20 protein-coding genes are annotated in these 24017 nt (G+C 73.5%); 11 read left to right on the forward strand and 9 right to left on the reverse strand.

The window, feature by feature from the left end; genetic code table 11:
- Positions 1-25: 25 nt before the first annotated feature.
- From ACIRSU_RS03320 to ACIRSU_RS03340, 5 genes are all read left to right on the forward strand, one after another.
- A complete protein-coding gene (locus tag ACIRSU_RS03320; protein WP_403788680.1) occupies positions 26-1279 on the forward strand; it encodes an acetyl-CoA carboxylase biotin carboxylase subunit family protein in 1254 nt (417 codons plus the stop codon).
- Positions 1272-2033, forward strand: coding sequence for an HAD family hydrolase (locus ACIRSU_RS03325; RefSeq protein WP_403788682.1), 762 nt, complete (start codon positions 1272-1274; stop codon positions 2031-2033). The genes ACIRSU_RS03320 and ACIRSU_RS03325 overlap by 8 nt, the downstream gene beginning before the upstream one ends.
- The gene (locus tag ACIRSU_RS03330; protein WP_403788684.1) at positions 2030-3193 is read left to right on the forward strand and encodes a hypothetical protein; all 1164 of its coding nucleotides are present in this window, start codon (positions 2030-2032) and stop codon (positions 3191-3193) included. Before ACIRSU_RS03325 ends, ACIRSU_RS03330 begins: the two co-directional genes overlap by 4 nt.
- Before the next feature lie 33 nt (positions 3194-3226).
- Positions 3227-4147 carry an NAD-dependent epimerase/dehydratase family protein gene (locus ACIRSU_RS03335; RefSeq protein WP_403788686.1) on the forward strand — a complete coding sequence of 307 codons (921 nt, stop codon included), beginning with the start codon at positions 3227-3229 and terminating at the stop codon, positions 4145-4147.
- A 124-nt stretch (positions 4148-4271) separates the two neighbouring features.
- Complete coding sequence (locus tag ACIRSU_RS03340) at positions 4272-5504, forward strand: glycosyltransferase (RefSeq protein WP_403788688.1); 1233 nt, start codon at positions 4272-4274, stop codon at positions 5502-5504.
- Between the two features lie 134 nt (positions 5505-5638).
- Here the strand turns inward: ACIRSU_RS03340 and ACIRSU_RS03345 are convergent, their stop codons facing one another.
- The 3 genes from ACIRSU_RS03345 to ACIRSU_RS03355 form a co-directional block, all read right to left on the reverse strand.
- The gene (locus ACIRSU_RS03345) at positions 5639-5839 is read right to left on the reverse strand and encodes a hypothetical protein (protein ID WP_403788690.1); all 201 of its coding nucleotides are present in this window, start codon (positions 5837-5839) and stop codon (positions 5639-5641) included.
- A 48-nt stretch (positions 5840-5887) separates the two neighbouring features.
- Positions 5888-8014 (reverse strand): sensor histidine kinase, encoded by a 2127-nt coding sequence (locus ACIRSU_RS03350; RefSeq protein ID WP_403788692.1) that lies wholly within the window; start codon positions 8012-8014, stop codon positions 5888-5890.
- Between the two features lie 94 nt (positions 8015-8108).
- Positions 8109-8798 (reverse strand): response regulator, encoded by a 690-nt coding sequence (locus tag ACIRSU_RS03355; protein ID WP_403788694.1) that lies wholly within the window; start codon positions 8796-8798, stop codon positions 8109-8111.
- 167 nt (positions 8799-8965) lie between these two features.
- Here ACIRSU_RS03355 and ACIRSU_RS03360 point away from each other — a divergent pair, with 167 nt between their 5' ends.
- From ACIRSU_RS03360 to ddaH, 6 genes are all read left to right on the forward strand, one after another.
- Positions 8966-10249: a hypothetical protein gene (locus ACIRSU_RS03360; protein ID WP_403788696.1), complete on the forward strand. Its 1284-nt coding sequence runs from the start codon at positions 8966-8968 to the stop codon at positions 10247-10249.
- 93 nt (positions 10250-10342) lie between these two features.
- On the forward strand, positions 10343-11086 hold the full coding sequence (locus tag ACIRSU_RS03365) for a 2OG-Fe dioxygenase family protein (protein ID WP_403788698.1): 744 nt from the start codon (positions 10343-10345) through the stop codon (positions 11084-11086).
- Positions 11087-11101: 15 nt separating this feature from the next.
- Positions 11102-12058: a drug/metabolite exporter YedA gene (gene yedA, locus ACIRSU_RS03370; protein WP_403788700.1), complete on the forward strand. Its 957-nt coding sequence runs from the start codon at positions 11102-11104 to the stop codon at positions 12056-12058.
- Entirely contained in the window at positions 12048-12656 is a 609-nt protein-coding gene (locus tag ACIRSU_RS03375) for a formyltransferase family protein (protein WP_403788702.1), read from the forward strand. Before yedA ends, ACIRSU_RS03375 begins: the two co-directional genes overlap by 11 nt.
- A complete protein-coding gene (locus tag ACIRSU_RS03380) occupies positions 12653-13861 on the forward strand; it encodes an argininosuccinate synthase (protein WP_403788704.1) in 1209 nt (402 codons plus the stop codon). Before ACIRSU_RS03375 ends, ACIRSU_RS03380 begins: the two co-directional genes overlap by 4 nt.
- Complete coding sequence (gene ddaH / locus ACIRSU_RS03385) at positions 13858-14760, forward strand: dimethylargininase (protein WP_403788706.1); 903 nt, start codon at positions 13858-13860, stop codon at positions 14758-14760. The genes ACIRSU_RS03380 and ddaH overlap by 4 nt, the downstream gene beginning before the upstream one ends.
- Positions 14761-14826: 66 nt before the next feature.
- Here the strand turns inward: ddaH and ACIRSU_RS03390 are convergent, their stop codons facing one another.
- The 6 genes from ACIRSU_RS03390 to ACIRSU_RS03415 form a co-directional block, all read right to left on the reverse strand.
- Positions 14827-18069, reverse strand: a complete 3243-nt coding sequence (locus tag ACIRSU_RS03390; protein ID WP_403788708.1) for a hypothetical protein — start codon at positions 18067-18069, stop codon at positions 14827-14829.
- 151 nt (positions 18070-18220) lie between these two features.
- Positions 18221-19618, reverse strand: a complete 1398-nt coding sequence (locus ACIRSU_RS03395) for an APC family permease (protein ID WP_403788710.1) — start codon at positions 19616-19618, stop codon at positions 18221-18223.
- A gap of 318 nt (positions 19619-19936) precedes the next feature.
- Positions 19937-20818: a prephenate dehydratase gene (gene pheA, locus ACIRSU_RS03400; protein ID WP_403788712.1), complete on the reverse strand. Its 882-nt coding sequence runs from the start codon at positions 20816-20818 to the stop codon at positions 19937-19939.
- Positions 20818-21912 (reverse strand): DMT family transporter, encoded by a 1095-nt coding sequence (locus tag ACIRSU_RS03405; protein WP_403788714.1) that lies wholly within the window; start codon positions 21910-21912, stop codon positions 20818-20820. The genes pheA and ACIRSU_RS03405 overlap by 1 nt, the downstream gene beginning before the upstream one ends.
- Positions 21913-21931: 19 nt before the next feature.
- Positions 21932-22954: a threonine aldolase family protein gene (locus ACIRSU_RS03410; protein WP_403788716.1), complete on the reverse strand. Its 1023-nt coding sequence runs from the start codon at positions 22952-22954 to the stop codon at positions 21932-21934.
- Positions 22951-23985 carry an alpha/beta fold hydrolase gene (locus ACIRSU_RS03415; RefSeq protein ID WP_403788718.1) on the reverse strand — a complete coding sequence of 345 codons (1035 nt, stop codon included), beginning with the start codon at positions 23983-23985 and terminating at the stop codon, positions 22951-22953. The genes ACIRSU_RS03410 and ACIRSU_RS03415 overlap by 4 nt, the downstream gene beginning before the upstream one ends.
- Positions 23986-24017: the final 32 nt, after the last annotated feature.

The following is a 24017-nucleotide window of genomic DNA, read 5'->3' on the forward strand; positions in this document are numbered from 1 at the left end:
CCCTACACAGATGTGGACGACAGACATGAGTGACCGACCGGTTCTGCTGGTGGTCTACGACACCGGCAGCCTGGCCCCGACCCGGCTGGCCGAGGCCGCGCGGCAGGCGGGCTGCGCCCTGGTGTTCGTCACCGCCGACACCGAGCACGCCCGGGAGATGATCCCGACCCTGGAGACCGTCGGCACCGTCGTCGACACGGCCGGCCGGACCGAGGAGGAGACCGTCGCGGCCCTCAAGGCCCTCGGTCCCACGGGCATCATCACCTTCAGCGAGTTCCAGATCGCCGGCACGGTCCGGCTGGCCGCCGCGCTCGGGCTGCGCTACCACTCCCCCGCCGACGTGGCCGCGATCACCCACAAGGACCTCCAGCGCGAGCGCTTCGCGGAGGCAGGCGTGGACGCGGTGCGTTTCCGCACCGTCACGTCGCCCGAGCAGACCGACGAGGCCCTGGCGTACGTGGGACTGCCCGCCATCATCAAGCCGGTGGTCGGCGCCTCCAGCCGCAACACGCAGGCCGTGACAACGGAGGAGGAGTGCCGGGCGGCCATCGCAGCGTGCTTCGACGCCGCCGGCGGCGGTCCCGTCGAGACGGCGGTGATGATCGAGGAGCTGCTGGTCGGCCGGCCCACCCCGGCCCCGTGGGGCGACTACATCGCGGTGGACTGCGTGGCCGACGGCGACGACGTCCGCCCGGTCTTCGTCACCAGCAAGTTCGCGCTGGCCGAGCCGTTCCGCGAGCGCGGCGGCTACGGCGGCTTCTCCGTCGTGTCCGAGGCGGACGAGCAGGCGGTGCGCGACCTCGCCTGCCGGGCCGTGCGCGCCCTGAACATCCACGGCGTGGCCGACGTCGAGATCAAGCTGACCGCCGACGGCCCGCGGGTCATCGAGGTCAACGGCCGGCTCGGCGCCTGGGTGGACGACCTCGCGGTCCGCTCCGGCACCTCCGACCCGGCGTACGTGGCGGTGGCGGCCGCGCTCGGTCTGCCGTACGAGACGCCGGACATCAAGAAGGACGGGCCGATCGCCTTCCACTACCTGATCGTGCCGCCCGCCGGCGCGCGCAGCGTGCGGGGCATCCGCAACGTCACCGCGCTGCGCCGGCTGCCGAACGTCGACCGGGTGGCCGTGCTCATCGAGCCCGGTGCCTCGGTGGACTGGCGGATCGGAGCGCGCGGCAACACGGCGGCGGTCATCGGCTCCGCCGCCACCCACGAGGAACTGGCCGCGACCGTGGCCGCGATCGAGAGCGTCGAGTGGATCGAGTACGCATATGAGTGAGCCGCACGAGCCGGTGAACGCCTCCCGGGGCGGCCTGCTGCTGGTCTTCGACCTGGACGGGGTCCTCGTGGACACCCAGGACGCCGAGAACGGCGGGCTGGCGTACGTCGGCGAGCTGATGGGGCTGACGCTCGACAAGGAGCGGAGGGACGAGCTGTTCTCCGGCAAGAAGATGCAGGAGTGCCTCGACCTGATGGCGGAGCTGACGGGCACGCCGCCGCCCGCGGACGCCATGCCGATCGCGCGGGCGAAGTGCGAGGAGCTCATCGGCGACCGCCTCGAACCCATCGACGGCGTGGCGTACGCCCTGGCACGGCTGAGCGCGCTGCCGGGCGTGGCCGGCATGTGCGTGGCGTCCAACAGCCCGCTCGACCTCATCGAGCGCCGGCTCGCCAAGGCGGGCATCCTGCACCACTTCGGCGGGCGGCTGTTCTCCGCGTACGACGTGGACGCCTGGAAGCCGGACCCGAAGCTGTTCCTCTGGGCGGCCGAGCGCTGCGGCGGCGCCGTCGAGGACTGCCTGGTGATCGAGGACAGCCCGGTCGGTGTGGACGCCGGGCTCGACGCCGGGATGCGGGTCCTGCAGTACACCGCGGACCCGGCGCTCGGGGCGCACCGGGCGGGCGCGGAGGTGTTCCGCTCGATGCGGGACCTGCCCGGCCTGGTGGCGGCCACGGTCGCCCGGCGCGCCGTACCCACCGCGGCGCACATCTTCGCCGCTTCCGCCGCCCTGACCTCTGGAGGGATCCGATGAACACCCCTGCGAACTCCGCGCGCAAGGTGATGGTCCTGGGCGCCGGCGACATCGGCCGCCAGGCCTTCCACGCGCTGGCGCAGAGCGACCCGGCACGCGAGCTGCGGCTGGTCGGCCGGGACGGGGAGGCGGTGCTCCGCGCCACCAACCTGGCCCGGTTCTGCGCGATCCAGCGCGGCTACCAGCCCCGGGTGAGCCATGCGCTGACCGATCTGCGCGACGTGGCGCGCACGGCCGAGACGATCGCCGAGTTCCGGCCGGACGTCCTCTTCCTCGCGGCGAGCTACCAGTCGTGGTGGGTCATCTCGACCCTGGAGCAGTCGGCGTTCCAGCGCCTGTACGCCGCCAACTACGGCCCGTGGCTGCCGATGCACCTGGTGCCGGCGATGAAGGCGATGGAGGCGGTCCGGCTGTCCGGGGTGGACCCGGTCGTCGTGAACGCCGCCTACCCGGACGCCGTGCACCCGGCGCTCTCCGCGGTCGGGCTCTCCCCGGACCTCGGCATCGGCAACGTCGCCAACAACGTGCCCGGGATCACCGCGGCCGTCGCCGACGAGCTCGGCCGCCCGGTCGGCGACGTGGAGGTGCGGCTCGTCGCCCACCACTACGTCTCGCACCGCCTGTCCCGCACCGGCAACAGCGGCCCGGCGGAGATGGGCCTGGGCATCCGGGTGGACGGCCGGGACATCACCGCCGAACTCGACGTGCCGGCGCTCCTCAACCGGCTGCCCGAACGCTACCGGCGCACCGGCGGCATGCCCGGCCAGGTGATGACGGCCGCGTCGGCGCTCAGCGTGCTCGAACCGCTGGCGGACGGCCGGGCGGCCCTGGTCCACGCGCCCGGTGCGGGCGGCGTGGTGGGCGGTCACCCGGTGGCGATCGGCGCGGACGGCTCGTACGAGATCGTGCTGCCCGACGGGATGACGAGGGAGCGGGCCGACGCGATCAGCCTCTCCGGTCAGGTGCAGGACGGCATCAGCGAGATCCGTGACGACGGCACCGTGGTCTTCGAACCCTCCGCGATGGCGATCATGACCGAGGAACTCGGGTACGACTGCCAGGAGATGAAGCTGTCGGAGGCGGAGGACCGGGCGCAGGAGATCGCCGACCGGTTCGCCGTCTACCGGGAGCGCACGTCGGCGGCCGCAGCGGTCGCCTGAGCACGGCGAAGAGCACGAGGAGGGACGGACACTGTGAGGCTACTGCTGCTCGGCGGCACCGACTTCGCGGGCCGCGCGGTCGCGGAGGCGGCGCGGGACCGGGGCTGGGACGTGACGGTCTTCCACCGGGGTGAGCACCCGGCGCCGCCCGGTGTGACGGTCCGGAACGGGGACCGTACGGAGCCCGGCGGGCTTGCCGCGCTCGCGGAGGGCACCTGGGACGCCGTCGTGGACACCTGGTCGGCGGCGCCCCGGATCGTCCGGGACTCCGCACGGCTGCTCGCGGGGCGCGCCGAGCGGTACGTCTTCGTGTCGAGCCGCTCCGTCTACACCTGGCCCATCCCGGCCGGCCTGGACGAGGACGGCCCGGTGGTGGACGCCGATCCGGACGCGGACGACACGGAGTACGCGGCCGACAAGCGGGGCGCCGAACTGGCCGTCCTGCGCGAGTTCGGCGACAAGCGCTCCCTGCTGGTCCGCGCGGGTCTGCTGCTCGGCCCCCGGGAGAACTCCGGCCGGCTGCCCTGGTGGCTGAAGCGGATCGCGCTCGGCGGCCCGCTGCTCGCCCCCGCGCCCCGGGACACACCGCTGCAGTACGTGGACGTGCGGGACATGGCGGTGTGGATCCTGGACGCCCTGGAGTCGGGGCTCAGCGGCCCGTACGACATGGTCAGCGCGCCCGGCCACACCACGGTCGGCGAGCTCCTCGACGCGTGCGTCACCGCGACCGGCGCGGAGACCAAGCTGGTCTGGGTCGGGCCGGACGCCCTGGCCGAGGCCGAGGTCTCCGGCTGGTCCGACCTGCCCATCTGGTGCCCGCCGGGCAGCGAGCTGCACGACGCGCTGCACTGCGGCGACACGGCCCGCGCCCGGTCCACGGGACTGCGCTGCCGCCCGGTGGCGGAGACCGTCGCGGACACCTGGGCGCAGCTGAGCGCCGCGGACGGCGCCTGACCCGCCGTCCCGGAGGGGCACGTGGGCCCCGCGGACCGGTGACGGCCCGCGGGGCTCCGCCGTGTCCGGGTGCTGCAGAATCTCCCACCGGGGCAACGTTCGGGAAACAACGGGGAGTAGCACGATGCGTGTGTTGTTGATGGCCTACGGATCCCGCGGGGACGTCGAGCCGATGGTCGCGCTCGCGCTGCGGCTGCGGGAGTCCGGCGTGGCGGCGCGGGTGTGCGCGCCGCCGGACTTCGCCGGACTGCTCGACGAGGCGGGCATTCCGTCGGCGCCGATCGGCGACCCGCTGCGCGCGATGGTGAAGGGCGCGCTGACCGGGAAGGCGCCGATGCCGGCGGAGGGTCTGGCCCAGCGCGCGGCCGCGCTGGTCGCCACGACGTACGAGGCGGTGCTCGCGGCGGCCGGGGACTGCGACGCGGTGGTGGCGACGGGTCTCCTCCCGGCCGCGGCGGCCGCCCGGTCGGCGGCGGAGAAGCTGGGCATCCCGTATGTGTTCACCGCCTACTTCCCGGCCTATCTGCCGTCGCCGCACCACCCGCCGTTCCCCCGCCCGGGCCGGCCGTTCCCGCCGGACGTGACCGACAACCGGGCGCTGTGGGACCTGGACGTCGAGAACATGAACGTGCTGTTCGGCACCGGGCTCAACGCCCACCGGGAGACGGTCGGGCTGCCGCCCGTGGACCACTTCCGCGACTTCGTGCTGACCGACCGCCCGTGGCTCGCGGCGGACGCGACCCTGAGCCCGTGGCTGCGACCGGCGGACCTCGACGTCGTGCAGACCGGCGCGTGGCTGCGGCTGTCGGCCGAACGCCCGCTGCCGGCCGGTCTGTCGGCGTTCCTGGACGCCGGCACGCCGCCGGTGTACGTGGGCTTCGGCAGCATCCCGGTGCGCGACGCCCAGGACGTGGCCAAGGCGGCGGTCGAGGCGGTCCGGGCGCAGGGCCGCCGGGTCCTGCTCTCCGGCGGCTGGGCCGACCTGGCCCTCGTCGACGACGAGGACGACTGCTTCGCGGTCGGCGAGGCCGACCACCACGTCCTCTTCCGCCGGGTGGCCGCCGTCGTGCACCACGGCGGCGCCGGCACCACCACCACGGCCGCCCTGGCCGGCGCGCCCCAGGTGGTGGTGCCGCAGATCGCGGACCAGCCGTACTGGGCGGGCCGGGTGGCCGCACTGGGCATCGGCGCGGCCCACGACGGACCGAACCCGACCTTCGCGTCGCTGTCGGCCGCGCTCGAGACCGCCCTGGCCCCCGAGACCCGCGCCCGGGCGGCCGCCGTCGCCGGCGCGATCCGCACGGACGGGGCGACGGTGGCCGCGCGGCTGCTGCTCGACACGATCGGCCGGGGGTAGGAGCTCAGGCCACAGGAGCTCAGGCCGTGCTCTGAGTTCAGACCATGCGCCTCGATCGCATGTGGGGGGGAGAGAAGAGGACGCTCCGGCCCGGGATGGTCGGGCCGGAGCGAGGAGCGGGGAAAGCGGACGGTTCAGCCGGTGCCGCCGGCGGGGAAGCGGCGCTTCGAGCCGCCGGCGAGCGGGGTGCCGCCGGCCGGGAACCGCCGGGCCGAGGTGGCCTGCGGGGTGCCGCCGCCCGGGAACCTGCGGAAGGCCGCGACGGCTGCGGCGACCAGGGCCGGCAGGGCCAGCACCTTCAGTGTCGTGCGGAACGTTGACTTGGCCTGGGGCATGTCGATCCTCGAGTTCGTCGTGACGGCCGGTAGGCCGATCTGACCTCTTCAGTCTCGGCCGGTGGCTGTCCCAGGCGCCTGATCCTCAGGTCCCACACCTGTCCCAGCCTGCCCGCACGGCATGACGGCCCGCACGAGCGTGCCGGCACCCGTGTCGACCAGCTCGAACGTGCCGCCGAGCTCCTCGGCGCGGTCCGCCATGGAGCGCAGGCCGACGCCTCCGTCGTGCTCCCGGGGGATGCCGTCGCCGTTGTCGAGGACCTCGACGGTGACCGCCGAGTCGACGAGCACCACGGTGGCCTCGGCCCGGTCGGCGTGGGCGTGCCGGACCGTGTTGTTCAGGGCCTCGGCGGCGATGCGGTAGACGGCGACCTCCACCGCCGCCGGGAGCCTGGGGAACGGTTCGGGGCGCAGGGCCACCGTGATCCGCACCGTGCGGCCCAGCTGCTCGGCGAGGCGTTGCAGCGCGCGCGGCAGGTCGGCGTGGTCGAGGGCCGCCGGGGCCAGGCCGACGGTGATGCGGCGCAGTTCGTCGATGGCGCGGCCGATGCCCTCGGAGACGGCGGTGAGCGAGCGCAGGGCCCCGGGTTCGGTCGGTATGGCCGCCCGTACGGCGTCGACCTGGAGGCGCAGTCCGGAGAGCGCGGGTCCGAGGCCGTCGTGCAGGTCGTGCCGGAGCCGCCGGCGCTCCTCCTCGCGGGCCAGGACGATCTGTTCCCGGCTGGTCTGGAGTTCCTCGTAGAGCCGCAGCGAGGCGATGGCGGGGGCGCTGTGGTCGGCGAGCAGACGGACGGCCTCGCGGTCCTGGTCGTCGAGCGCGAGTTCGCCGTGCCGGGGCGGGACGAGGAGGTGGCCGATGTCGTTGCCCTGGTAGACGAGCGGGAAGGTCTCCTGGCCGGTGCCGGGGTCGCCGCGGCGGGCCAGTTCGCGCGGCCCGTGCTTGGTGCTGATGACGAGCCGGGCACCGGGCAGCCGCAGGGTGTGCACGACGGTGTCGCACAGCAGGCGCGGCATGTCGCCGGGGTCGAGGGCGTGCCCGAGCTGGTCGGCGAGCTGACGCACGGCCTGGTACGGCTGGGCGCGGCCGCCGTAGTAGTAGCGGTCGACGAGCCGGGCGGCCGCGTGCGCGGTGGGGCGCAGCAGGATGCCCACGAAGAGGGCGGCGGTGGCGATGAGCGCGGTCTTGGGGGTGGTGGAGCCGGGGACGAGGTACGAGAGGACGAAGGCGCCGCTCGCGTACGCCAGGAACAGCACGAAGGTGAGGACGAGGGTGGTGAGGATCCGCCGCCCGGCGCGGTCGAGGGCCCAGGTGCGCTCGCGGACGTGGATGTAGCCGAGGGTGGCGGGCCAGGCGGCCGCGGCGACGTAGAAGCCGATGACGGTGAAGCCCTCGGGGGCGTCGGCGAACCGCTGCACGTACAGGATCGTGATCCACAGTCCGTACGGGACGACGAGGATGGCGTACGTGCGCTCTCGTTTCGGGGTGTACGGCCAGCGGATCGCCATCAGCACCACGGCGAGGGCGACGATGGCGGGCGGCACCCAGGCGGTGGCGGCGTCCATCCACGGCGTGAGCAGGTTCTGCAGCCCGGACCAGGCGCCGCCGGTGAGGGTGGTGGGCCGGCCGTAGTACACGGTGCCGGGGTACGCGAAGTGGTAGTACTGCTGCAGGAAGCTGAAGGCGGCGATGACCACCACGTAGGCGCGGCCCCAGAGCCGGGGCAGCCGGCCGGTCGGCAGCCACAGCGGCAGCGGGTAGATGACGACGCCGAGCACGGCGTACGTCAGCAGGGCGAAGACCAGGACGACGGTGAAGGTGCCGCGGCCGGCGCCCGCGAGCACGGCGACCAGCGAGACGGCCTGATCGAGCGTCAGGGTGCAGCCGGCGGCGAGCAGCAGCCGGCCCAGGTTGCGGGCGGAGCGGCGGGCGGCGAACACCATGCCGGTGAGGGCGAGGCCGAGACCGAGCAGGACGTGCGAGGCGGCGAGATGGAGCCGGACGTGCTGGAGCGCGGGGTCACCGGGGTGGGTGAGGGTGAGCCCCGCCCAGACGATCCCGGCGAGCATGGTGACGACGCACACGACATAGGCGGGGACCATGTCGGGCCTGGTCCGCGGGAGTCGGGTCCGGCTCGCCCAGGAGGTGTCCCCCGCCCGTAGGCGGCCTGCGCGCATCTCGGCCTCCTCCCCGCCGTTCGGCGATGGTCTTCCAGTCTCGTACGCGTGCGGTCCCGGGCACATGGGCCGCAGGTCCCGGCCCGGTCCCGGTTCACGCGGGGTCCCGGTTCACGGTGGCGTCCTCGCCGAGTCCGGCGTCGCGGGCGCGGGCGACCGCCTCGGCGCGGGAGGTCACCTGGAGCTTGTCGAAGACATGGGTGATGTGGTTGCGCACGGTCTTCTCGGACAGCACGAGTTCGCGGGCGATGCGCCGGTTGTCGTAGCCGCGGGCGATCAGGTCGAGGACCTCGACCTCGCGGGAGGTCAGCGCGGGGAAGAGCTGCTCGGCGTCGCGCATCCGGCTGCCGGAGAGCAGCGGGGAGAGCCGGGCAGCGATGTCGGAGCCGATGACGGCGCCGCCGGCGGCGACGGTGCGCAGCGCGCTGAGGACCTCGTCCGAGCCCGCGCCCTTGACGACGTAGCCGCGGGCGCCGGCCTGGAGGGCGGCGAGCAGGCTGGCGTCGTCGTCGGACATGGTGAGCATGAGGACGGGCAGTCCGGGGTGTTCCTCGGTGAGCCGCCGGGTCGCCTCGATGCCCGAGACGTCGGGCAGCGAGAGGTCCATGACGACCACGTCGGGCTGGTGTTGCGCGACGGCCTCCGGCACTTCGCCGGCCGTCGTGGCCTCGGCGACGACGAGCGCGCTGCCGGTGCTCTCCAGGGCGGCCTTCAACCCCTCGCGGAACAGCGGATGGTCATCGACGATCAGGACGCGGGGAACAGAACGGTCATCTTCGCGCACGAGCGGACACTATCAGTAACGAATCATGACCGACGGTAGTGTCCCGTGTCCCGGAGAGGGCGGGCCGGGGCACGAGCGGGGGCGCGAACGGGGCTCGCGGCTCATGCCCTTGGGCTCGCCGGCCGGGGACGGTTGCAGGGCAACCCCCACTCCCCCGGAGTCGGATCATGTGCCCCACCACCTCCCCCGCGCTCGCGCTGGACCGCTCGGTCCAGGCCGGGCCCGTGCACGTGCCCGTACGGATCCGGTCCGGCGACGGCCCGGCGGCCGGGGCCGAACTGGCCCTGGCCGCACGGCGGACCGGCGCCCGCCGGCTCGTCGTCCTCGCCGACCCGGCGCTGCCGGCGCCGCACCTCGCGCGCGTGCTGCGCGCGCTGGAGAAGGCGGCCCCGACCGAAGTGCGGCGGCCCGCCGCGGCCCGGGTGACCGTGCCGGACGGGGCGACGGTCGTGCCGGACCGCGCGATGGCCGTACCCGACGGCGCGACGGTCGTGCTCGACGGTACGGCGGTCGTGCCGGACGGGGCGACGGTCGTGGCCCTCGGCGGCACCCGGATCATCGAGGCCGCCGACCGTCTCGTCCACCGCGACGGCACCCCGCCGCCGCTGCTGCGCCTGCCGACCACGCTGCGCGCCATGTCCGACGCGGCGCTGTCGGTGGCCGGCCGCGCGGCGCCGGGACCGGCGCCCGCGCCCGTCCTCGTACGGGCGGAGCTGGACTTCCTGGAGACGCTGGACGCGGCCGCGCCGCGGGCCGGGGTGTGCGCGCTGCTGCGTGACGTCCTGGCGGTGGTGCCCGGCTCGTACGACCAGGTGGCCGCCCGGTTGCGGCGCGACGGCCGCTACGACCCGGCGACGCTCGCCTCCTTCCTCTCCCTCTGCGTGGAGGTACGGGCCGCGCTGCTGTGCTTCGACCCGCTGGAGACCGGCCAGGCGGCGGTGCTGCACTACGGGCGGGCCGTCGCCCGCGCCCTGCTCGCCCGCTCCGGCCCCGGCGCGCTCGCCCACGGCGACGCGGTCACCCTGGGCATGCTGGTCTCCGCGCGGGTCGCCCGGCTCACCGGCCTCCTGGACGCGGCCGCGGAACGGGCCCACACCGAGCTCGTGGAGCGGGCGGGCGGACCGACCGCGCTGCCCGTCGGTGTCACGGCCGAGCAGGTGCTCGCCGAGCTGGTACGCGGCGCAGGCCGCCCGCCGCGCCAGCGGACCGGCGGCGGGTCGGAGCCGGGCCAGGCGCTGATCCTGCTCGACGGCCTCGGCGCCCCGCACCTGGAGCACGGCCGCCCGCGCACCCCGGTCGGTACCGACGTGCTGCGGGCCGCGCTCGCCGCCTTCGGCCCGGCCCGGGCCACGAACTCCCCGGGACCGGGACCCGGACCGGGACGGGGACCAGGACCGGGACGGGACTCCTCGCTCATGCCGCTGGGGCGGCGGGCGCCCGAGAGTCGATGACAGAGCTCGACCCCGCCCCACCTTCAGACCCCAACCCCCAAGCCCCAACCATCAAGCCCCAACCATCAGGCCCCGACCATCAGGAGAACCGACATGCCCAGGATCACCTGGTCGAACCCCCACCACCGCGCCCTGCGCGACCGCGGCTACGCGCTCATCCACGGCGCCGACCTCACCGTCGACCCGACCGCGCGCGCCGCCGAGCGGGCCCTGGCCGACGAGTGGAACCGGCTCGAACCCGACCGGTATCTGAAGGACGGCGCGAGTTTCCGGCAGCGCCGCTACGCCCGCTTCCGGTATCTGCCGCGCACCCGCAGCATCCAACTCCTCGCGCACCGGCCGTACTTCCAGTCGGCCACGGCCAACCGGTACGCCGGCGGCATCCATCGCGAGGTGGCCCCGCTCACCGCCGCCTCGGTGCGCAACGCGCTGCTCAACGAGCTGATCCGCTTCGACTTCGCCCAGTTCCCGGTGGCGGAGGAGAGCCTGGACCAGCCGTGGGAGGTGGCCTGCCACCAGTTCCGTACCCTTGCGACCGCCCGCGAGGCGGGTGAGCCGACGCCGGAGGGCGTCCACCGCGACGAGATCGACTTCGGCGCCATCCATCTCCTCGACCGCAGCAACACCCGCGGCGGCGACTCCCGGGTGCACAGCGAATCCGGCGCCGTGCTGGCCGAGTTCGCCCTCGCGGACCCGCTCGACACGATGCTCTGGGCCGACCGTGAGGTCCTGCACTCCGTCACGCCCACCGCTCCGGTCGACCCCGGCCGGCCCGCGACCCGGGACATCCTCATCCTCGGCTACACCTGCTCGCCCGGCCTCCGCGCGAGCGACTGACAGGGAAGTGCCGACGTGACAACCCAGACCCAGGAAACGTCCAGCTCCGCCCTCACCCCGACCGTGGTCCTGTGCCTCGTCTCGGTCTACGTCGTCTGGGGCTCCACCTATCTCGCCATCGACTACACCCTCGACACCGTCCCGCCGCTGCTGATGACGGGCACCCGCTTCCTGGTGGCCGGCATCATCCTCGCCGTGTTCCTGCTGGCCCGCGGCCACCGGCTGCCGACCCGCCGCCAGTGGCTCAACTGCGCGCTCGTCGGCGGCCTCATGCAGGGCGGCTGCGTCGGCGGCATCGCCATCGCCGAGCGGTCCATCTCCAGCGGCCTCGCCTCCGTCGGGATCGCGACCGTGCCCGTGTGGACGGCCCTGATGGCCGGGCTCGCGACCCGCCGCTGGCCGAACCGCCTGGAGGTGTACGGCATCGGGCTCGGCCTCGTCGGCGTCGTGCTGCTCGCTCTCGACGGCGGCCTCGGCGGCGGGACGAAGGGCTCCGTCGTCATCATCGCCGCCGCGATCAGCTGGTCGCTCGGCTCGGTGCTCAGCCAGCACCTCGACCTGCCGCAGGGCCCGACGGCGTACGCGGGCGAGATGCTCGCGGGCGGCAGCCTGGTCACCGCCGTCGGACTGCTCGCCGGGGAGCGCGTCGACCGCGTCCCGGACGCCTCGGCCCTGTGGGCCTGGGGCTACCTGGTGCTCTTCGGCTCGCTGGTCGCCTACAGCGCGTACATGTACCTGCTCAAGGCGGTCCGTACGTCGCTGGCCACCAGCTACACGCTGGTCACGCCCGCCGTGGCCGTGCTCCTCGGCGCCTGGATCCTCTCCGAGCGGGTCAGCGCCCTCACCGTACTCGCCGTGGCGGCGGTCCTGATCGCCGTCCGGTTCATCTTCGCAGGAAGGAAGATCGACGATGCACGCCACAACGACCACGTGGACGACGTCCAGGACACGGTCGACGCTCATGAGGACTAGCGCACGGAAGAGGAGCGTCCTCTTCATCGGGGACACCTCCCCCTGGAGCCGGCTCGCCGCCGAACACCTCAGGGACGTCTTCGACCACGTCACCGTCCTGCTCTGGGACTACGGAGACCCGCCGCCCCGCGTCCACGAGGAGTGGCACGGCGACCACATCTTCACCTTCAAGGCGGATCTCGTCCTGAAGCCCGAGACGCTGGGCCGGGCCGCCGTCAGCGCCCTCAACTTCCACCCGGCGACCCCCCAGTTCCGCGGTGTCGGCGGCTACGACTTCGTCCTCCGCCAGGGCGGCACGGAGTTCGGCGCCACCAGCCACCACATCGTGCCGAGGCTCGACGCCGGACCGATCGTGAAGGTCAACCGCTTCCCGATTGTCCCCGGCGAGAGCGCGGCCTCCCTCAGCGCCCGGACCGCGGCGCACTGTCTGGTCCTCTTCTACGAGGTGATCGGAATGATCGCGAACGAACACGAACTGCCGCTGTCCGACGAGCAGTGGGGCGAACGGCTCTACACCCGGGCCATGCTCCGCAGGCTCCACGCGACGAAGGAAACCACCGCGAAGGAAGCCACCACGACCACCGAGGAGCGGTCATGAGGAAGAAGATGCGGATCGTCCTCGCCTATTCGGGCGGTCTCGACACCTCGCTGGCGCTCTCCTGGCTCCGGCGGACCTACGACGCCGAGATCGTCGCCTTCTGCGCGGACCTGGGCCAGAGCGAGGACCTCGACGAGGTCCGGGCCCGCGCCGAGCACAACGGCGCCGCCGAGGTGTACGTGGAGGACCTGCGGCACGAGTTCCTCACCGCGTACGCGTTCCGGGCGCTGCGCGCCGACGCGCTCTACGAGGGGAAGTACGTCATGGCGGCCTCGCTGAGCCGGCCGCTGATCGCCAAGCGCCTCGTGGAGATCGCGCGGGCGGAGGACGCCCAGGCCGTCGCCCACGGCGCCACCGGCAAGGGCAACGACCAGGTCCGCTTCTACGCGGGCATCACCGCCCTCGCCCCGGAGGTGCGGATCATCTCCCCGGTCCTGGAATGGGACCTGCACACGCGGGCCGCGCAGCTCGCCTTCGCCCGGGCGAACGGGGTGCGCACGCCCGCGTTCAGGACGAGCCCGTACAGCCGCGACACCAACCTGTGGGGCAGCAGCGTCGAATGCGGTCCGCTGGACGACATCGACCAGGCACCGCCCGAGGAGGTGTACACGGCGACGACGGCGCCCGAGTCCGGCCCGGACCGGCCCGAGCTCGTCCGTGTCGCCTTCGAGCGGGGCGTGCCGGTCCGGCTCGACGGGGAGGCCCTGGGGCCGGTGGAGCTGGTGACGCGGCTGAACGAGCGGGCCGGACGGCACGGCGTGGGGCGCATCGACATCATGGAGAACCGGCTGGTCGGGCTGAAGGTGCGCGGGGTGTACGAGAGCCCCGCGGCGACCGTCCTCTACGAGGCGCACCGCGAGCTGGAGAACCTGGTCCTGGAGCGCGACCTGTTCCAGTACAAGGCGGACCTCGGGCGCCGGTACGCCGGGCTCGTGTACGACGCCAAGTGGTTCACCGGGCTGCGCACCTCGCTGGACGCGTTCTTCACGGACGTCCAGGAGCGGGTCACCGGCACGGTGACCGTGAAGCTCCACAAGGGCTCGGCCGTCACGGTCGGCCGCTCCTCCCCGCACTCGCTGTACCACCCGGACTACGCCTCCTACGAGGCGGAGAACGGCTTCGACCACCGGGCCGGCGAGGGATTCTCCTACATCTGGTCTATGCCCGCGCGGGTCGCGGGCCTGCGCCGAGGAGGCGCGTCATGAACACGAGCACGAACACGAGCACGAACACGGGCACGCACAGGGACAACAGGACGCTCGCGTCACGGCTTCCGGCGAGCCGGCGGCCGCCGCGGGTGGCGACCGCGCGCCGGTTCCTGATGTGCCCGCCCACCCACTTCGACGTCACGTACTCCATCAACCCGTGGATGCGGCCGGAGGCCGGGGCAGACCGGTCCCGCGCGCTGGCCCAGTGGGCCCGGTTGCGCGATCTGTACCGCGAACTCGGGCACACCGTCGAGGAGATACCGCCGGCGCCCCGGCTGCCGGACATGGTCTTCGCCGCCAACGGGGCCACCGTCATCGACGGCCGCGTCCTCGGCGCCCGCTTCCGCCACCCGGAGCGGGCGGCGGAGGGCCCCGCGTACCTGGCCTGGTTCACGGAGCGGGGGTACGGGGCGACCCACGCACCCCGGTTCGTCAACGAGGGCGAGGGCGACTACCTGCTCGCGGGCCGGATGATCCTGGCCGGCACCGGGTTCCGCACCGAACCCAGGTCCCACGAGGAGGCCGAGGAGTTCTTCGGCCTGCCGGTGGTCAGCCTGACCCTGGTGAACCCGGCGTACTACCACCTGGACACGGCCCTGTGCGTGCTCTCCGAGACCGAGATCATGTACTACCCGGGCGCGTTCGACGCGGGCACCCGCGCCGTCCTGGAGTCGCTCTTCCCGGACGCGGTCCTCGCCGGCCCCGAGGACGCCGTCGTCTTCGGCCTCAACGCCCTCTCGGACGGCCGTCACGTCCTGCTGCCGTCGGCGGCCGGCCGGCTCGCCGCGAGCCTCGCGGCGCGCGGCTTCGAGCCGATCGGGGTGGACCTGTCGGAGCTCCTGAAGGCGGGCGGCAGCGTGAAGTGCTGCACGCTGGAACTGCGGCGGGATCACTGAACGACCGCGTCGAGCCGTTCGTAGCAGTCGTGGTGGTGCTCCGGGTGCCGCGGTGGGTCCGGTATGTCAGTAGTCTCCCGTACGGATGTTGTCCTGGATGTAACGGAAGTACGGGTCGGTCACCGCCTCGTTGCCGGCCAGCTGCTCGAAGCCCGCCTTCGGGTCGGTCGCGTTGCGGGCGTACTTGTTGAACCAGTCGGAGACGATCTGGGCCTGGCCCTCGATGGTGAAGCCGCTCGCGTATCTGGGGCCGGGCGGGCCGTACTGGTACGCGTCCTGGCCCTCGATCGAAGCGGACACGGCGTCGGCGAACCAGGAGGGGGCGAAGCCGGTCCACTTGATCTGCCAGGCGTGGGTGAGTTCGTGGACGAGGGTCTCGTACGGGATGATGGCGAGCCCCGTGCCGCCGCCCTTGCCCTTGTCGCTGTTGACGGGGTCGTCGAAGCCGGCCTTTCCCATGTTGATCCGGATCCCGCCGCCGATGGGGGCCGGGAAGGTGAAGGGCCGGGTCTCGCCGTTCTCGGTCATTCCGGAGATGTTGGTGAGGTGGATGTCGCCGTGTGCGGGGAGCGTGCCGCCGAAGACCTTCTCGTTGATCAGGCGGTACGCGTCCTCGGGGATCTCCTTCTCGTCGTAGGCGAGTTCGGCGACGGCGTGGGCGACCACGGCGAGCAGCGAGTTCCCCGGACCGGCCAGCCACAGGGTGTTCTCCAGGACCACCGCCCCGGCGCCGAAGCCTCCGGTGGCGATGAGGGAGCCGAGCTCGACCCCGGCGAAGATCACGAGCCCGCCCAGGACGTCACCGGCCGCGGACCCCACGAACCACTTGAGCCCCATGGAGACCACGCCCTCCAAGGTCTGCCCGATGTGGCTGGTGTACTGCATGTTCATGTACGGATCGGCGCCGAGGAAGTCCGTCAGGATCCCCTTCAGCGCCTCGCTCGGCGGGTGGATCTCCTCCCAGTTGTGCTCCCGGGCCGACGGCGACACGCTGCCGTTGTGCGACAGGGCGATCATCTTCTTGTCGCTGCGCACGTAGAAGGCGACGCCGAAGTCGTAGCCGTCCGCGCCGCTGTCGTGGGCGTGGCCGTACCACTGCACGCTGCCGTCGACACAGATGTTCACCCCGGCCCAGCCGCCGAGCGCCGCGAGTCCGCCGCTCTCGATGGGCCGCTGGAATTTGATGACCGGGACGGGGAGGCGGTACATCGGCTGCCAGTCCTGGAGGTACCTGAGGCCGTGGATGCCCGCGTCGGCACCGACGCCGAAGAGATCGATCATGAACAGGTCGAAGGGCCGGGGGAAGATGCGCATCTGCACCGCGAGCGGAGTGAGCGGGGGAAGCCTGTCCTTCTCTCCGCCTCTGGGGAACCAGTACTTCGGCTGCCCGTCGTCGCCGGGATGGTTCCAGTTGTCGCCGTCGAACCAGGCCGAGTACACCCGGCCGTCCGCCCCGACCCCGTACACCTCCAGATGGGAGCCGTCCCGTTTGCTGGTCGCGGCGAGCGGGGTGCCCAGCGGGAAGGTCATGCCGGGGATCGGGTACCAGTCGTGCCAGCCCTGGTCCCACCAGCATCCCCACACCTCGCCGTGCTCGTCGACGGCCCAGATCTCCGTCTTGTCGCTGTCGCGCGAGGCGGCGGCGAGCCGGGTGCCGGCCGGGAAGGTCCTGGTGCCGATCCGGGTCCAGTTGCTCGGGTCCCAGGCGCCGTTCCAGCCGATGCCCCAGACGGCGCCGTGCTCGTCGACGCCCCAGACCTCCATGGTGTCGTCGTTGCGGCTGAGGGAGGTGATCGGAGCGCGGGGCGGGAACTTCGGGCCGGGCAGGGTGTACCAGTCCTTCCACTGGCCGTTCCACCACACGCCGTTGAGCAGGCCGTCGCCGTCCACCAGCCAGAGGTCCATGAGGTCGGAGTTGCGGCTGAGCGAGGTCACCGGGGTGAGCGGGGGGAAGGGCTTGCTGCCCGCGACCTGGAGCCAGCGGGTGTCCCAGCCGTCGTTCGCGTTCCACCAGGCGGTGCGGAGCAGCCCGTCGCCGTCCACGGCGAAGACGTCCAGGTAGTCGGTGGAGCGGGTCACCGCCGAGACGGAGGTGCCGTCCGGGAAGGTCTTGTCGCCGAGGGTGAGGTACTCGTGCCACATGTGGTTCCACCACTGGCTCCACACCCGGCCGTCCTCGCCGACCGCGAACACGTCGAGCTGCTCGATGTGGCGCGAGACGACGGAGACCGGAGTGAGCGGCGGAAAGCGGACGTCGCCGGCGAAGAGGCTGTGCTCGCCGTAGCGGGCGACCTTGGCGGCGTCGTCCCGTACGGCCTTCGCGGCCTTGTGGCGTCCGGTCCGGTCGAGCCGGTCGGCCCAGACGCCCATCGCCCAGACCAGGTCGCGGGTGACGCCCTCGTTGTGCGGGTCCTGGTGGGCGACCCTGCGGTAGAGGCCGACGGCGAACTCGGTCTCCGCGAGCATCTCGTCGTCGGGGAGGTAGTCGGCCACCATCAGGATGCGCCGGGCGTAGCCGAGGAGGTTCGCCTGGGCGGCCGGGTCCTGGATGACGTCCTTGGTGATCTGGATGGCCTCGCGGGCGGACGCGGCGGCGCCGTCCCGCTGCCCGGCCGCCGCCTGGCGCGGGGCGAGGCGACCGGCGAGCGCCTCCGCGACCTGGTCGCGCAGCCGCAGGTTCGCCGGGTCCGCCGCCGACAGGCGCCGGTAGACGGCGACGGCCGCCGAGGTGGCGGTGACGGCCTCGGCGGGCGGCAGGTACTGCGCGACGTCGGCGATGAGCTGGGCGTGTCCGGCGGCGTTCGGCGGCAGCTCGGGCCCCGCCAGGATCCGCTGGGTGAGCTGCACGGCCTCCCGCGCGGACTGCGCCGCGCCACCGGCCTGCTGGGCGGCCGCCTGGCGCGGGGCGAGCCGGCCCGCCAGCACCCAGGCGAGCCAGCCGAGCTGCTCCGGGTCGTCGGGGCGTGCGTCGGAGAGCTCCCGGTAGACGGCGACGGCGGACTCGGTGGCGGTCACCGCCTCGGTGGCCGGCAGGAAACCGGCGGCCTCCGCGATCCGCTTGGCGAAGCCCTGACGCGACTGCGGGAAGGCGTTCTCCGCGAGGAGCTGCTGTGTGATGCCGACGCCCTCGCGGGCAGCGGCCGCGGCGTCGTCCGGACGGGTCGGTCTGAGCGCGGGTGCGAGCCGGTCGCAGAGGGCCGCCGCGAGCGCGTCGCGCCAGGTGTTCCGCTCGGGGCTCTGCGGGTTGTCCCGCAGCAGGTCGCGGTACTTCTGGACGTCCTGCTGGGCATCGGTCAGGGGATCGGCCATGGGTCTCCTCCGTCTCGTGGCGAAGGTTCCCGGTGCCGGCTTTCCCGATGCGGCCCGTACGCCCGGAGTCACTCTCCCGGGTTCCCTGGTACGCCGAGGGCCGGGGCGGTGGGAACCGCCCCGGCCCTCGGGGGTCGAGCAGGTGGGGGGATCAGACCTGCTCGTCCTCGGGGATGCTGACCAGCCAGCGGGTGTCCTGGCGCGGCCGCAGGTAGAAGGCCCAGTAGAGGGTGGCGACGGCCGTGATGCCGCCGGTCCACTTCAGGTACTCGGGGTCCTGCATGTAGAGGATGTACGCCATCACGCCGATGAGCAGCACCGGGACCACCGGCCACAGCGGCATGCGCCACGCCGCGACCTCGCGGTGCGCGCCCTTGCGGCTGAACAGCGCGGCCACCGCGACGAGCAGGTACATGCCGGTGACGGAGACGCCGGTCACGCCGTACAGGGTGTCCAGGTTGACGAAGCAGAGCGCCGCGCCCGGCACGCCGACGACCAGGGTGGCGACCCACGGGGAGCCGAAGCGGCCGAGGCGGGACAGGGCGTTGTTGACGGGCTCGGGCCACGCCTTGTCACGGGCGGAGGCGAAGAGCACGCGGGAGTTCTGGATGACCATCACGATGCCGGCGTTGATGATGGCCAGCGCGACGCAGAGGCTGATGAAGGTGCCGACGGCGGAGTTCGACCAGGCCGCGATCATGCCGCTGATGTCGCCGCCGGTCAGCGTCTGCAGGTCGCCGGCGCCGAGCGTGATGGCGATGACGGGGACCAGGATGACGGCGGTGGAGATGGCCAGGGTGGCGAGCACGGTGCGGGCCACGTTCTTGCGCGGGTTCTCCAGCTCCTCGGAGAGGTAGACGGCCGTGGAGAAGCCCTGGGTGACGAAGAGCGCGATGGCGAGTCCGGAGACGACCAGGGCGCCGGTGACCAGCGAGTGGCCGCCGCCCTCGGTGGCGACCTGGCCATGAACGAGGGCGCCGACGCCGCGCTGCGAGTGGGCGAAGCCGAGGACCGCGACGACGCCCGCCGCGACGACCTCGAGGACGAGGAAGATGCCGGTGATCCAGGCGTTGGCGCGCAGGTCGAGCAGGCCGGCCAGGGTCGCGAGCAGCATGACGCCGGCGCCGGCGATCGGAGCCGGGATGTGCACGAGCGGGGCCAGGTAGTCGGCGGTTCCCATCGCGATCACCGGTGGCACGATCAGCACCACGAGCAGCGACAGTACGAACACCAGCCAGCCGGCCAGGCGGCCCGCGAGCGTGGAGACGATGGCGTACTCGCCGCCGGCGCTCGGGATCAGCGTGCCCAGCTCGGAGTAGCAGAACGCCACGCCGATACAGAGCAGCGAGCCGATCGCGATGGTCAGGGCCGCGTAGGTGCCGACGCCGGAGAACAGGTCCGGTACGACCACGAAGAGCGTCGAGGCCGGTGTCACGCACGACAGCGTGAGCAATGTACCGCCCACGACACCGATGGAACGCTTGAGTTTCTGCGGCACGGGCTCGATCTCGGGAGCGAGTGCGTGCGGTGCGCTGAGGGTGTCGGTCATCAGGCGGTTCCGATCGGTGCGGTGCGAGCGGTGTTACTGAGCGGGAGCGGTATCGCCTCCGAGGCGTCCGGTGATGAGATGGGTCGGTGGCTCCCGGGCTGAATGGAAGCCTGGGCAGAACCGCAGGTCAATGCCCCACCCACTGCGGAATCCGTCGTTCCGGTGGGCCCGAGCGGGGGCCGTGTGACGTTAAGGGCGCGATAAGGCTGCGTAAACGCTGCGTACGGGAACCGCAGCTACTGCGGCCGGACTTTTACCGCGCTTTACCCAGCCTCCGGCATCCGGACGGCCCCGCCGTGCGTCCGGGGTCCCCTCGGGTCACGTGCGGGCCAGGAGCGGGGCGGGCGCGGGACCCGCGACGGAGACCGGGTTCGGGGCCTGCGGGTAGCTGCCGAGGAGCAGGGCCTGGGGGGCGTGGCGGCGCAGTTCGGTGAACGCGCCGAAGACCGCCGGGTCGGCGATGTGGCCGTCGCACTCCAGGAAGAAGCAGTAGCGGCCGAGCGCGTCCCCGGTGGGGCGCGAGTTGATGGCCGTGAGGTTGGCGCCGTTACGGGCGAAGGCCCCGAGGACGCGGTGCAGGGCGCCCACGTGGTCGAGGAGCGGGAGCACGACGGAGGTGCGGTCGTGGCCGGTGGGCCCCGGTGTGACGGCGTCGGCGCCGGCGACCCGTACGAAGCGGGTCACGGCATCACGGCGCGCGCCGATGTCGGTGGCGAGGACGTCGAGCCCGTACCGCTCGGCCGTGGCGGGGGCGCAGACGGCGGCCGTCGCCGGATCGGCGTCCCGGGCCACGGCCGAAGCGGCCTCGGAGGTGGAGCCCACGGGCACGAACTCCGCCCCGGGGAGTTCGCGGGCGAGCCAGTCGCGGCACTGGCTGTGGGCGTGCGGATGGGTGAGGACCCGGCGGACCGTGGCCGGCGTCGCGCCCGGCGGGGCGGCCAGCGCGAAGGTCACGCGGAGCAGCGCCTCGCCCGTGATCAGCAGCGGTCCGCCGCGGACGAGTCCGTCGACGGTGGTGGGAACGACGCCCTCCACGGAGTTCTCCAGCGGCACCACCGCCGCGCCCGCGGCGCCGGAGCGGACCGCCGCGAGGGCCGTGGGCACGGAGGCGGCGGGCGTGAGCTCCTCGCCCGGTCCGACGAGGGTCCGCGCGGCGAGTTCCGTGAACGATCCGGCCGGGCCCAGATAGGCGACCTGCATCAGAGACTCCCTTTCTCGGAGGGATCGGTGGCAGCGGAGGAGAAGGAGGAAGAAGGGAAGGGGGAAGGGGACGGGGCGGAGGAAACAGGGGTGCTCCCGCGCTCGCCGGTCGAGGCGAGGGTCACCGCGGCGAGCAGCAGAGCCGCCGACGCGGCCGTGACCCAGCCCTGCGCCGCGCCCGTGTGCAGGACGGCGCCCAGCAGCACCGAGCTCGCCACCTGCCCGGCGATCATGCCGAGGCCGGCGGCCAGGACCCCGATGCGGCGGACGACCAGGACCGAGCCGAGGACGACGATCACGCCGAGCGTGCCGCCGGTGTAGTCGAGCGGGTTGCCGGGCCAGTCGGCGGGCGCGCCGTGGGCGGCCAGGTCGGCCGCGAGGGCGAGCAGCAGGATCACCGCACCGGTGAGGAAGCTGAGGATCACCGAGGGGTAGGCGTTGCCCGCGACCTCGTCGGTGCGCCCGTTGGCGGCCATCTGCAGCGACAGGCCCACCCCGGCGAGGAACGGCACGGCCGCCAGCCAGACCGTGCCGCGGTCGCCCGGTTCCAGGACGACCGGGGCGACGACGGCCACCACCGTGAGGGCGGCGCCGAGCCCGCGGCGTACGGAGACGCTCAGCGGGCCGCCGGGGCCGAGCCCGTAGTGGTCGACGAGCAGTCCGGCGAGCGTCTGGCCGGACACCAGGGCCAGGGCGTACAGCGCGGGCCCGAGCTCGGCGGCGACGGCGGCCTGGGTCAGCACCATGCAGCCGCCGGCCACGCCGCCCATGAGGTGCCAGGGCCGCAGCCTCCGGTCGCGCAGGGCGGGGCGGATCCGGCGGAACGCGGGCCGCAGGCCGGGCAGCAGCGGCGCGACGCACACCATGACGAGCAGGCTGAGCACGTCGGAGAAGGCGGCGGCGGGCACGGGTCTGATGCCGGTGCCGAGGCGCCCGTTGACGACGGACTCCAGGGTCAGCGCCGCGCCGGTGCCGAGGGCCGCGAGGAGGGGCAGCGGGCGCGGCCGGGCGCGCGGGGGCCGGGGAACGGGGCCGGCCGCCGCGCGGGGCGGGCGGATGCCGGTCGTGTCGGCGGGTGCGGGTGGGGTGGGCATGGGTCCTCCGTCCGGACGCTCACGAGAGGGGCAGCCGTGCGATGCGCTCCAGGGCGCGCCGGACGTCGTCGCGGCCGAGGTCGCGGTGGGTCGTCAGGCGGACGCGGCCGCCGACGGGCACGGTCAGGACGCCGGCGCGGGTGAGCGCGTCGACGGTGGCGGTGACGTCGGGGACGCGGGCCAGGACGATGTTCGTCCGCGGCTCCGTGACGTCCCAGCCGAGCGCGGCGAGGCCCTCGGCGAGGAGCCGGGCGTGCTCGTGGTCGTCGGCGAGCCGGTCGATCCCGTCGAGGGCGACGAGCCCGGCGGCGCCGAGCACACCGCCCTGGCGGACGCCGCCGCCGAGCATCTTGCGCACCCGCCGGGCCTCCGCGACGAACGCGGCGCTGCCGCCGACGACCGAGCCGACGGGCGCGCCGAGCCCCTTGCTGAGGCACGCCTGGACGGTGTCGGCGCCACGGGTCAGCTCGGCCGGCTTGACGCCGAGGGCGACAGCGGCGTGCCAGATCCGGGCCCCGTCGAGGTGCACGGCGAGCCCGAGTCCGTGCGCGGTGTCCGTCAGCTCCGTGTGCGCCTCGGGCGGTACGACGGTGCCGCCCGCCGCGTTGTGGGTGTTCTCCAGGCAGAGCAGCGTGGTCCGCAGCGCGAAGTACGGGCCGGCCTCGCCCGCGACCGCCCGGACGTCGTCGGCGGCCACGGCGCCGGGCAGGTCCGGCCGCCAGCGCAGGGCGTGCGCCATGCCGCCGGCCAGCCAGCTGGCGGTGCCGACCTCGCTCTCCAGGACGTGCGCGCGCTCGGGGGCGAGGAAGCGGTCGCCGGGCCGCAGGTGCAGGAAGAGCGCGATGAGGTTGCCCATGGAGCCGCTGGGCACCCACAGCGTCGCCTCCACGCCGAGCAGCTCGGCGGCCTTCTCCTCCAGGGCGCGCAGCGTGGGGTCGCCGTCCAGGACGTCGTCGGCGACCTCGGCGGCCGCCATGGCGGCGCGCATCCGGGCGTCGGGCCGGGTGACGGTGTCGGAGCGGAAGTCCAGGACGCCGGTCACGCCGAGGCTCCTTCGGTCCTCGCCGGTGCGGCGAGCAGTTCGCGCAGCGCGTCCGCGATGAAGGCGGCCGCCTTCGGCTCGCCGCCCCCGCCCGCCAGGTGGCCCCAGATGCCCGGGATCTCCCGCACCTCGCCGTTCGGGACGAAGGAGACGGACCATTCCTCGTCGGCCGGCGGGAAGTAGAGGTCGGTTTCCGAGGGCAGCGCGAGGAGCCGGGCCCGGATGGTGCCGAGGGCGCGCGCGGTGTCGCCGTCGAAGCCGGGGGTGGTGCCGACGTCGGCGCGCTGCCAGGTGTCGAGCATGGCGAGCAGGTCGTTGGCGTCGGCGTGGTGGAAGTTCATCTCCCAGAAGTGGGCGAGGAAGTCCTCCAGGGACGCGGCGCCGAGCTCGCGGTAGGCGTGGGTCCGGTAGAACGCCTGGGAGAAGCCCCAGCCGGCGTAGACCCGGGCGAAGGCGCGCAGTCCGGCGCGCGGCGGGCGCTCGTACCAGCCGCCCCGCCAGTCCTGGTCTGTGGTGAGCGCGGCCCGTACGCCCTCCAGGAACACCTGGTTGTGCGGGGAGGTGCGGGCCGCGCCGCAGTAGGGCGCCGCCCGCTCGACCATCGCGGGGTGGCTGACGGCCCACTGGTAGGTCTGCAGGGCGCCCATGGAGCAGCCGGTGACCAGCGCGAGCCGTTCGATGCCGAGGCCCTCGGTGACGAGCCGGTGCTGGGCGGCCACGTTGTCGCGGACGCTGACGGCAGGGAAGCGGGCCCGGTCGTAGGGCGGCGGCGTGTTGGAGGGCGAGGAGGACAGGCCGTTGCCGAAGAGGTTGGGCACGATGACGAAGTACGTGTCGGTGTCCAGGGCCCGGCCGGGGCCGATGAGCCACTCGTTGGCCTCGTGGGTGCCGGCGAACCAGGTGGGGAACAGCACGGCGTTGGACCGGTCCGCGTTCAGCGTGCCGTAGGTGCGGTAGGCGAGCCGCGCGGGGCGCAGCGTGGCGCCGCTCTCCAGGACGAAGTCCTCGATCTCGTACACGTCGTGGGTCATGGTCGGTCTTCTTCTCCTAGCGGGGTACGGGG

Source organism: Streptomyces sp. NPDC101160, from assembly GCF_044768205.1.
Lineage (GTDB): Bacteria > Actinomycetota > Actinomycetes > Streptomycetales > Streptomycetaceae > Streptomyces.

Coding starts and splice junctions, on each gene's coding strand:
- ACIRSU_RS03320 (WP_403788680.1), top strand. CDS start 26: ATGAGTGACCGACCGGTTCTGCTGGTGGTCTACGACACCGGCAGCCTG.
- ACIRSU_RS03405 (WP_403788714.1), bottom strand. CDS start 21,912: ATGCCCACCCCACCCGCACCCGCCGACACGACCGGCATCCGCCCGCCC.
- ACIRSU_RS03350 (WP_403788692.1), bottom strand. CDS start 8,014: ATGCGCGCAGGCCGCCTACGGGCGGGGGACACCTCCTGGGCGAGCCGG.
- ACIRSU_RS03375 (WP_403788702.1), top strand. CDS start 12,048: ATGAGGACTAGCGCACGGAAGAGGAGCGTCCTCTTCATCGGGGACACC.
- ACIRSU_RS03415 (WP_403788718.1), bottom strand. CDS start 23,985: ATGACCCACGACGTGTACGAGATCGAGGACTTCGTCCTGGAGAGCGGC.
- ACIRSU_RS03395 (WP_403788710.1), bottom strand. CDS start 19,618: ATGACCGACACCCTCAGCGCACCGCACGCACTCGCTCCCGAGATCGAG.
- ACIRSU_RS03340 (WP_403788688.1), top strand. CDS start 4,272: ATGCGTGTGTTGTTGATGGCCTACGGATCCCGCGGGGACGTCGAGCCG.
- ACIRSU_RS03345 (WP_403788690.1), bottom strand. CDS start 5,839: ATGCCCCAGGCCAAGTCAACGTTCCGCACGACACTGAAGGTGCTGGCC.
- ddaH (WP_403788706.1), top strand. CDS start 13,858: ATGAACACGAGCACGAACACGAGCACGAACACGGGCACGCACAGGGAC.
- ACIRSU_RS03330 (WP_403788684.1), top strand. CDS start 2,030: ATGAACACCCCTGCGAACTCCGCGCGCAAGGTGATGGTCCTGGGCGCC.
- ACIRSU_RS03360 (WP_403788696.1), top strand. CDS start 8,966: ATGTGCCCCACCACCTCCCCCGCGCTCGCGCTGGACCGCTCGGTCCAG.
- pheA (WP_403788712.1), bottom strand. CDS start 20,818: ATGCAGGTCGCCTATCTGGGCCCGGCCGGATCGTTCACGGAACTCGCC.
- ACIRSU_RS03390 (WP_403788708.1), bottom strand. CDS start 18,069: ATGGCCGATCCCCTGACCGATGCCCAGCAGGACGTCCAGAAGTACCGC.
- ACIRSU_RS03365 (WP_403788698.1), top strand. CDS start 10,343: ATGCCCAGGATCACCTGGTCGAACCCCCACCACCGCGCCCTGCGCGAC.
- ACIRSU_RS03380 (WP_403788704.1), top strand. CDS start 12,653: ATGAGGAAGAAGATGCGGATCGTCCTCGCCTATTCGGGCGGTCTCGAC.
- ACIRSU_RS03325 (WP_403788682.1), top strand. CDS start 1,272: ATGAGTGAGCCGCACGAGCCGGTGAACGCCTCCCGGGGCGGCCTGCTG.